Source organism: Methanosarcina sp. UBA289 (genome assembly GCA_002496565.1).
Lineage (GTDB): Archaea > Halobacteriota > Methanosarcinia > Methanosarcinales > Methanosarcinaceae > Methanosarcina.
Genome location: DAKJ01000031.1, coordinates 1 through 8,441 on the forward strand (window position 1 = coordinate 1; position 8,441 = coordinate 8,441).

Annotated in this window: 7 protein-coding genes; 2 read left to right on the forward strand and 5 right to left on the reverse strand. The window is 41.6% G+C overall.

Translation table 11 applies throughout. The features are described 5' to 3' along the window. From BP549_RS15430 to BP549_RS15450, 5 genes are all read right to left on the reverse strand, one after another. Positions 1-482, reverse strand: a 482-nt coding sequence (locus BP549_RS15430) for an S-layer protein domain-containing protein (RefSeq protein ID WP_292382090.1), incomplete at its 3' end; no start/stop codon positions are given. Between the two features lie 510 nt (positions 483-992). Then, complete coding sequence (locus BP549_RS15435; RefSeq protein WP_292371947.1) at positions 993-2,045, reverse strand: mRNA surveillance protein pelota; 1,053 nt, start codon at positions 2,043-2,045, stop codon at positions 993-995. Continuing rightward, positions 2,042-4,276: a ribosome rescue protein RqcH gene (gene rqcH / locus BP549_RS15440; RefSeq protein ID WP_292382092.1), complete on the reverse strand. Its 2,235-nt coding sequence runs from the start codon at positions 4,274-4,276 to the stop codon at positions 2,042-2,044. The genes BP549_RS15435 and rqcH overlap by 4 nt, the downstream gene beginning before the upstream one ends. A 156-nt stretch (positions 4,277-4,432) precedes the next feature. Beyond that, positions 4,433-4,633 carry a hypothetical protein gene (locus tag BP549_RS15445; RefSeq protein ID WP_292382094.1) on the reverse strand — a complete coding sequence of 67 codons (201 nt, stop codon included), beginning with the start codon at positions 4,631-4,633 and terminating at the stop codon, positions 4,433-4,435. A gap of 422 nt (positions 4,634-5,055) precedes the next feature. Continuing rightward, on the reverse strand, positions 5,056-5,859 hold the full coding sequence (locus BP549_RS15450; RefSeq protein ID WP_349682410.1) for a formylglycine-generating enzyme family protein: 804 nt from the start codon (positions 5,857-5,859) through the stop codon (positions 5,056-5,058). Between the two features lie 469 nt (positions 5,860-6,328). On the opposite strand from BP549_RS15450, the gene priS reads away from it, so the two are divergent. Together priS and BP549_RS15460 are read left to right on the forward strand one after the other, a co-directional pair. Further along, entirely contained in the window at positions 6,329-7,573 is a 1,245-nt protein-coding gene (gene priS / locus BP549_RS15455; RefSeq protein WP_292382097.1) for a DNA primase catalytic subunit PriS, read from the forward strand. Continuing rightward, entirely contained in the window at positions 7,539-8,252 is a 714-nt protein-coding gene (locus tag BP549_RS15460; protein WP_292382098.1) for a DNA replication complex GINS family protein, read from the forward strand. Before priS ends, BP549_RS15460 begins: the two co-directional genes overlap by 35 nt. The last annotated feature ends 189 nt before the right edge of the window (positions 8,253-8,441 follow it).

An 8,441-nucleotide genomic window follows, 5' to 3' on the forward strand; every position in this document is an offset into this window, starting at 1 on the left:
TTTGCAAGCCGGGTGGAATCGTTTCCAACGGTAACATATGGTTTTCCAAACCAAGGAAGCTTATAGTAGAACATTCCACCAAGCTTCTCAGGAGTTGTGTTGGCGTTCAGTTCAAGGTCGGAAACAAGTTCATATTTTGAAGAGGACGGACGGGTAGTATACACAAGTTCTTCTTCACCTATTACATGGTTTCCGGGACTGCCTTTACCAAGTTCAGACTGCCCGTCTTTTTCGACATACTGAAGGCGTTCACCCAACCAGTTTTCAGAAGATACAAAATCCTTGTGTTTGTTTACAGGATAGTTAAAGCCGCCAAAAGTGGTAGCATTCCAGCAGAATCCGTCAGATGAGGTTTCGTTAGTGTCGAATGGAAAACCAGAGATAACTGTAGATGGAGCTGCAAAACCCAACGGAGCAAGCATCAAACAGACCATAAGCGAAGCAAGCAGGGAAAACAAAGTTTTTTGAATGCAGGATTTCATAGTTGATCATCACCCTTTTTCATTTGTTATCATATATTTAAAGATAATAAGTAAGATTATATTAATAAATAGTATTATAAATTAGATTTAAAGTAACAACAAATAATTGTAATTAGTTAATAAATTTTACTAATTAGGACGAAAGGCAAAGTAAATAACAAAAATAATATAAAAGATAAAGGATAAAATTGTGTGCGGCCACGCACATCCTAACTTGGCTGTCAGACGACTCAATAAATGACAAAAACGTACAAAGAAAGGAATTAAAAGCTTTTAAATCGAAAAATAAGGAATTTAGATATTACTGAGAACATTTATAGGATGCCCTCTGGAGGTCAGGGTATTCATGACCCACCGAACTCTGAGAGTAATAAACGGATAAAGGAGCCTGAATTTGAAGAAAAAGATTAAAAAGTTGGAAACTGGGAAATGCAAACTCAGATCGAATCAGTCCTTGACCTTGAAACGGAGCAGAGCTGCAACCCTTTTAAGAAAAGGCTTGACCGAAAGTCAGCCTTTCACCTTGAAACGAAGCAGGGCTGCGATTCCTCCCAATTTATGAAGCTTTTCTCCTGGCTCAAAGGCTGTACTGAAAACAACGACCTTCCCCTGTGCTTGTTCTACTTCCATAAGGAGTTTATCGATATCTTCCCCTTTTTCCCGCCCTTCTCGCAGGGTTTCATCAGCAATAAGCAGGGTTTCGACAGCCCCGTAACTAAGGGCATTCTTAACATCTGCAAAACCATAAGCCGCTTTGCCGTCCATTGAGATTTCACGGATAAGGTCTTCCATCAGGGCTGATTCGCGGGCTATACGGGATTCCTGCATTATTCGATCAACTGCACCTCTGCGCAGAACCTCCTGAAAGCCGGACATTCCTATCATAGAAGTATCTTCTATCAGGGCTTTTGAAGCCATAGCTGGCTCGATTTCCTGGAAATATTTAATGAAATCTTCTTTGGTAAATCCAGGCCCAGCAATAACTATAGACGCTTCCTCAGGAACGGCATGCCTGAGCTGTTCTACAACTTCTTTGAAAAACTCATTCCTCAAGCCAGTCTCTCGCTTTCCAGAGGACTGCCGGATATGAGAATAGATCTCTATTCCGTAGTGATGCACAAAACCAATATCGGCATCGCCCTCTTCTATTGCGACCATAACAACTTTCGGGCGCTTTGAAGCTTCTTCAGCATCCTGGATCCGCTGGAGCTGGTCATTCTTCCAGTGTTCCTTGATAATGGAAAGATTGGTTCCGATCTCGACATTGAGAGTATGGTAAGAGCCCACATCCATCCCATACTCTATCGTCCCGTGTATCCGCAGCCGGTTCGCAAATTTGTGGAATTCAAGCTCCTCAACTCTGATTCCAAGCCTGACCTTAACTTTTTCAACTTTTTCAGGACGGATTTTGTCACTTGCCGAATCGGCTTTCCGTTTGGTAACAGCAAAAACCAAGTCCCCTTTTTCGATTATGTATTTGAGGTGCCAGAGATCATCTAAGGTTTCGGCTGTTACTGCAATCTCCCCCTCCCTTCCCCTAAGGGAGCGATTTGTAACTCTCATGCCTTTTTCACTCCGTGAATTTCAATTTCCTCTCCGAATCCTTCTCCAAATCCTTCTTTAATCTTCTCTCCATTGTCTTCAGATTCGTTATCAATTTCTAAGGTTCCGTCTTCTTTGCCTTCGTCCTTGATACTTTCTCCCTTCCGTTCCGGTTTCTGGCTCTTTAAGTTCGATTCTCCGGGCGGGACCATCATGGCTATCTGATCAGGAGAAGCAATCTGTTTTACGAAACGAGGATCATTGAGTTCATCGGCATAAATCCTGTAGATCTTTTTTGAAATATCATTCTGGTTAAAAGCCCCAGGGACGATTTCGAGGATATAATCTCCATGTTTTCGGACAGCGGAAGCAGGCCCACCTATCACTCTCGTTTCACCTTTGAGTTCAAGCCCGACTGCAACTCCAAGAGGGACATCCTTAAAGTAATTGCGCTCCCCGCGGATGATAAAAGCCCCTTTTTTCACATACTCTCCTGATTCAGGGGTTTTTGTGACCTGCTCAGCTTTGATCCAGTAGCAGTCGCCACTGAAATGTCCGGCTTTCCAGAGACTGGAATAAGAAACCGCAAACTGTGCCGCTTCCTGCAGAGTAGACTCGGGAACCTCTTTTCCGCCAGTCTTGATAACTGTTAGAGGAGCTCCCGGAGTCTGGGTATGGAAGACAAGATCTCTCTTTTCGAGATATTTCTTAAAGATCTCCTCATTGGTGTCTGCATCCCTGCCTCCTACAATAAAGAAGCCATCCGAGGACACGAACCACCTGAACCTGTCATACCAGTGTTTTTTCCTGGATGCCTTAAGCTTCCCCCCTGCCTTTGCAGCCTTTGCAACGGCCTTTTTCTCCATAGCCTTTTTGGTGTCTTCGATAGCTTTGAGAGCTCCGTCCTGCTTCTTATTAAATTTCTTTACTTTTTCATAGTATTCCTGAGCATTCTGCGGTACTGTCTTTCGGATGTCAAGACTAATACTCTTCCCATCAAGGTTCACAGTTATAGTCCCGGTCCTTGGATCGATATTTGTGATCTTTTGCGCAGCAGGTACGGCCTTTTTAGCCTGTTTCAGAATGGAGCGGATCTCGTCCCAGGAATAGCCTTTTGCCCTTGCACCGTTGAGCACGGAAAGAAGCTCTTCAATAGCCTGGTAGTTTGCGTAGATTGTCTCGGCAAGGATATTATTTTTCTCTATTTCTTTTTCGAACTTTGCAAGGCTCTCTTCCTGCTGAAGAAGCCGCCGTTCATAAACGCCAAGGGTTTTCTCCTTTTTCTGAGCTTCTTTTACTTCTTTGACCTGCTCAAGCGCCTTTTTTCCAAAGAATTCATCAAGTGCCGTATTAAATGAATCGAAATACTCTTTTTCAAATTCGGAATAGCGAAGAAGGTCAAAAGGAAGCACATCGAAAGTTTCCAGCTTTCCGTTAATTTCCTTTTTCACATGCTGGGGCCTGAGTTTAGGAGCTTCGCCTTCAACCCCGGATTCGGATTTAAGTTCGGCTTCGGCAGAGCCTTTATCTCCGGCTTCGATCTTGGACAGTGGAGAGAAGAGATCGTGCATCGCATTGCAGAGTTTGAAGGCATCCTCTTCAGTTGCTTCCTTTGAAGGCTTTGATTTGTCAATTCCTGCCCTGGCACAGACTTCTTCTGCTAGGACTCCTCCCAGATTGAACCTTGTGGCAACCGTCCGGACAATATCAGCCGTAGATTTAGAAAAAGCCTCCATAAGGTCTGGAACCTTAACCTTCAGAGGACTTATCTGTGCCTCAGGCAGTTCATAAATTTCCCCACTCCGGAGCCGCCTATCCTTCATGGTTACAGGATTCATAGGCAGGATAATCCTGTTTTCAGAATCGACAATAAGTACGTTCCCTGGAGCGAAAAGCTCCACAATAAGAGTACTCTGTACTCCCCCTCTCTCTATCCCGATCTTTACAATCCTGTCAAAATCGTGCTGCTCTACAGATGTGATCCTGCCTCCCATCAGGTATTTTCTAAGCAGCATTGGAAAAGCCTGTGGAAGTGTCGGGCTTGCCCTGAGGTATTTACTTAAATGAATGCGCTTCCCAGCCTCAATAACCAGGTTGTCCCTGCCCTGGTGAAAAACGTAAAGATTGATGCGAATCTCCTCATTCGTAGGCTGATAGATCTTCCCGATTTTCGCATCAATAATGGACTTCGGCCCTGCTGACAGCTCGGCAACAACTGCAGCAACGTCGGCACTTGACATATCCTGCTTCATGAAGTGGATATAATAGAGGCTTTTCGTATAAGTATTTCCTGTGCAGTTCTTTTCGAGTCGAGGTTAATATGGTTCGGTACTCTCTTCAGAAACGAAGTATTCAGAATCCACTTTTTATCTCTTCAACATCAATAGTTCCTTTATCCTCACCGTTTTTTATATTTCTTCATCTGGATACTTATTTTCGTCCGGATAAGAACAATCTAGGTTAGAATAATCTTCATCCAGATAAGAGTCACCTAGAGAATTGTCTTCGTCTGGATAAGAATAATCTAGGTCAGAATTACCTAAGTTAGAATTACCTAAGTTAGAATTACCTAAGTTAGAATTACCTAAGTTAGAATTGTCTTCATCCATACAAGAATTATCCAGATACTCATCTTTAGTATCAGAATCAACAATTACTGCACTATCACCATTCTCTACATCTTCATCTTCAGCATCAACAGTTACTGTATTCTCATAGATTATTATGTTTTCAGTATCAGAATCAACATTTGTCGTATCCAGATAGTTTGTTTCAGTAGTATTGCATGTTGCGATATTAATGATATTTCCACTAAGTACAATCCCAGATCCAATAATAGCAAATATTATTTTTAGGAAAAATTCAAAAAAGTTTTTATTTTTTGTTTGAGTTAATTTAGTATTTTCTTTAAGGTGAGTACAGTCTAAAATACAGTGATAACCTGATTTTCAAAATTTATCGATCAATCATTTACATGCCTAAAAATCTTCAAATAAAGAAAAAAATATTATGAAAAATCAAATTATAAGACTTACAATTCTTTCAACAGTCGAAATCCAAGGTTAGCAAAACAACTTTCAGGCTCGCGTTTGAAACGGCCAGCCGAACGGCAGAATCCCGTATCACAGAGCCAGCTACACCCACGAGAAACCCGATAGACACCATTTCCTTCTTCCCATACACTCCCATCTGAAGGAGCACCATTGTAATTATCATGCCACTCATCCTGCACCCATTCCCAGACATTTCCATGTATGTCATAAAGTCCCCAGGGATTTGGTTTCTTGCGGCCAACTGCATGAGTTTTAGCGCCCGAGTTTCCAGCATGCCAGGCGTATTCGTTGAGTTTTGACTCATCCTCACCAAAGAAACACCTTGTTTGTGTGCCAGCCCGGCAGGCATACTCCCATTCGGCTTCTGAGGGTAAGCGGTATTTGTCCGTTCCTTCCTTATCATTCAGCTTTGTGGCAAATTTCTGAGCATCTTCCCAGGAAACCATCTCAACAGGTCGATCTTCGCCCTTGAAGTGTGAAGGATTATTTTTCATTATTTTTTCCCACTGTTTTTGCGTGACAGCTGATCTGCCCAGGTAAAAAGAGTTTTGAATTGTCACTTTATGGACCGGAGATTCAGAATCGGATCGGCCTTTTACTTCAAAGGGTGACCCCATCTCGAATTTGCCTGCAGGAATCAGTACAAATTGCATACCTGTAAAAGGACTGGTAAAAATTCTAGAATCATCCAGATTACCAGCTTGTGAGAAGATAGGCAACTCTTCAATTTCTTCTTTTTTTAGATAGTATCTAACTGTATTAATGTAACTCTTAATCCCCATAAGACCCATACTCCAAATCTTTCATTAACTTGTCAATTTGTCAATTTATATTGTCAAGTATTATTTTTCAGCTTTGAATTCCAGTTTCTAATTATTAGGTTTTATAATTCTATACCATTTATTGTTGTTCCTGCTAAAAATGAAACCTTAATGCTACAAATACCTTGATTAAAGAATGCCAGATGTTACATTATAGTAAAAAGAGTTCTCAAAGCCGAATTAACTGTGAAATTATTTTAGAGAAAATAATATAAGCAAAAGTAAAATATGAGATTGATTTATCTTAGGGAAAACCAACCGAAATCCCAAATCAAAAACTTAATCAAAACCTTTGATCAGAATCCCTAAACCGTACCCATATCAGAATCTTTAAACAATACTCCGAATCAAAACCCCATACCAGAATCTTTAAACAATACCCCTGATCAGAACCCAAATTAAGACCCAAAACCCCAGAAGCCCTGAAACTATGGACAGTAGAACCGCCCGTTTTTTGAAAACTCGCTTTCAGAATTATTACAAAAATGCCGAAATAGGTCTTCCTGACCACCTACCTAACAGAGAATGGGCTTTCATTTTCTATGATGACATGCCTGACAAGATGATGCACAGGCACAAAGCCTTCGGCTCGCCCGGAGAAGCTCTTGACTATCTTTACGGCATGGCCCCTGCGCATGTTTACAATTCGACTGCTTACTACGAATATCCTGATGCGCGTAAAATGAATGAGAAGAACTGGCTAGGGGCAGAGTTGATTTTTGATCTTGATGCAGACCACCTGCCAGATGCCCCGAGAAACTATGCGGATATGCTGGAGCTTGTAAAGAAGGAAACTTTTAAGCTCATGGATTTTCTTCTAGACGATTTCGGGTTTTCGGAGCAGGATATTGAGCTGGTATTCTCCGGAGGGAGAGGATATCATTTCCATGTCAGAAGCCCAAAAGTCCTGAAGCTTGGAAGTGCTGAAAGAAGGGAAATTGTAAATTATCTCAGCGGAAGAGATCTTGATTTCAAATATTTTTTTAGAGATGTTGCTATGGATGGGGAATTTGGCACCGGCTCAAAGACATTTAAGGGGATGAAAAGCGTGCCTGTAAAATGTACGCTTGTGGGATATGATTCCGGCTGGGGAAGAAGAATTGCTCTTTATCTTACGGATTATATGAAAGCCGAATGCGGGAAAAGATACAAAAAAGATATGTTTCCAGAGCTTCGCAGGTACGAGAAAGTTGGGGATACTACAATAAAAAAACTGATCAATCTTACAAATAGCGAAAATGGTTTAAAGGATATCCTGGAGAAAGGAAGGCTCGACTTTGATGTCAGAAACTTTAAGGATATTGCTGCCAATTTTATGAAAGAATCTGTTGAAGATTTCCTGCACAGATTCGGGGCCAGTGTTGATGAACCCGTGACTGCGGACATCAAACGTTTGATCCGGGTGCCGGGCTCATTGCACGGTGGGTCAGGGATGCTAGTTAAGAAACTTGCTTTATCTGAATTAGAGAAGTTTAACCCACTTAACGATGCCGTTGTCTTTGGTGAAAGACCGGTAAAGGTAACAGTTTCGAAGCCTTTTTCAGTGCAATTGAAGGATAAGGATTTAGGAGTAGAAGAGGGCATACAGGAAGTTCCTGAGTATGCGGCAGTGTATTTAATTTGTAGAGGTGTTGCGGAGTATGGACATCGAAGAAATCAGCCAAGTTCTGTATAAGGAAAAGAACCAGACATTAAAAACAATTCCGGCTGATTTTTACCTGGAAGCTGAGAAATATGTCCGGCAACTCGAAGAGGAGATAGGAAAACTCAGCAATTCCCGTTCTCCAGAGTCCAAGATGCTTCATGACGAGCATGAAAGAGCACTATCTGATCTTGAGACTATCTTCATGAAAAGGATCGGAAAGGTTATTACCAGAGCAACAATCCAGTCTCATGCAGATAAGCCTATTTCAAAAGATATAGAAAAGTTACTTCCTGCGGAAAAAAGGCTTTATGACCTTGTACTGCAGGGAATTAAGGCCGCAAAAACCGAACTTTTAGGTCCTATTCTGTACCCGGACTCCGAGAATATTGCAGTCTGGCCTGAAATTGTGGAAAGACAAGTCTCTGCCAGTTTCAAGGGTGAAACGGAAGCAAAAATGGGGATTCCTATTATTGCAGCCAGAGGGGAAACAGGAGCAGTCCCAGACAAAAATAATATAAATGAGGGATACGTTGTTGTTCGAATACTGAAGGATCTGCCCACCTTCACAGGCGCAGACGGTAGGAATTATACGGTCAGTGCGGAAGAAGTAGTTGTTTTGCCGCAGCTCAATGCTACAGGGCTGATAAAGCGAAATGCAGCTAAACTAATTGTTGGACAGGAAAATTCCGGAAAAAAACTGATTTCCTGAGATTTACAATTTGTTTTAGCTTGAGAAAGAACGATAGGCAATTTAAAGTATTAAAGCTTCTAAGTTAAGCGATGTAGGCCTGAAAGCTTATCAGGCAATAGTATGAGTATTTATATGTGTAGCTATATTTGTGTACTTTAACCTTGTTAGCATGCAAGCTTTTTCTTAAAAAGCTTGAGCAAAAATTAG

Coding starts and splice junctions, on each gene's coding strand:
- BP549_RS15435 (WP_292371947.1), bottom strand. CDS start 2,045: ATGAGAGTTACAAATCGCTCCCTTAGGGGAAGGGAGGGGGAGATTGCA.
- rqcH (WP_292382092.1), bottom strand. CDS start 4,276: ATGAAGCAGGATATGTCAAGTGCCGACGTTGCTGCAGTTGTTGCCGAG.
- BP549_RS15445 (WP_292382094.1), bottom strand. CDS start 4,633: ATGGATGAAGACAATTCTAACTTAGGTAATTCTAACTTAGGTAATTCT.
- BP549_RS15450 (WP_349682410.1), bottom strand. CDS start 5,859: ATGGGGATTAAGAGTTACATTAATACAGTTAGATACTATCTAAAAAAA.
- priS (WP_292382097.1), top strand. CDS start 6,329: ATGGACAGTAGAACCGCCCGTTTTTTGAAAACTCGCTTTCAGAATTAT.
- BP549_RS15460 (WP_292382098.1), top strand. CDS start 7,539: ATGGACATCGAAGAAATCAGCCAAGTTCTGTATAAGGAAAAGAACCAG.